Origin of the sequence: Variovorax sp. 22077 (genome assembly GCF_052044195.1) — a bacterium.
Lineage (GTDB): Bacteria > Pseudomonadota > Gammaproteobacteria > Burkholderiales > Burkholderiaceae_C > Variovorax > Variovorax atrisoli.
Genome location: NZ_JBQEQC010000099.1, coordinates 1 through 576, shown reverse-complemented (window position 1 = coordinate 576; position 576 = coordinate 1). Strand labels below are relative to the sequence as shown.

The following is a 576-nucleotide window of genomic DNA, read 5'->3' as shown; positions in this document are numbered from 1 at the left end:
CAGAGATCCTCCACCTCCCGCAGGTCGGCATCCACGACAACTTCTTCGACCTCGGCGGCGACAGCATCAGCTCCATCCAGCTCGTCAGCCGCGCGCGCAAGGCAGGACTGCTCATTACTCCGCGCAACGTGTTCCAGTGCCAGAGCGTCGAGGCGCTGGCGGCAGCGTCCACACCCTTGGCGACGCAGAATGGCACAGTGGATGAGGCCACCGGGGCAATTTCCGCGACGCCAATCATTCACTGGCTGATGGAGCGCGGTGGCCCGGTACGCAGCTACAACCAGTCGATGCTGCTGCAGGTACCTGCAGACATGCAAGAGCATCATTTGGCCACCGCCTTGCAAGCGCTGGTAACGCACCACGACGCACTGCGCATGCGCCTTGTGCCCGGCTGGCACCTTGAGATCCCATCAGTGACGGCCTTCGAGGCCAGGGAGTGCCTGCGCCGCATCGACACGATCGGCCTGCACGAGGACGGCCTTCGCATGCTCATCGCCGAGACCTCGCGCGTGGCCGCCTCCCGCCTCGACCCCGAAGCCGGACGCATGCTGCAGGCCACCTGGTTCGACGCCGGCA

Annotated in this window: 1 protein-coding gene; it reads left to right on the top strand. The window is 65.6% G+C overall.

Annotated features, from left to right (window positions below):
* Positions 1 to 576 (top strand): phosphopantetheine-binding protein (locus ACTJLF_RS34675; protein WP_440884911.1); only part of this gene is annotated, 576 nt, incomplete at both ends.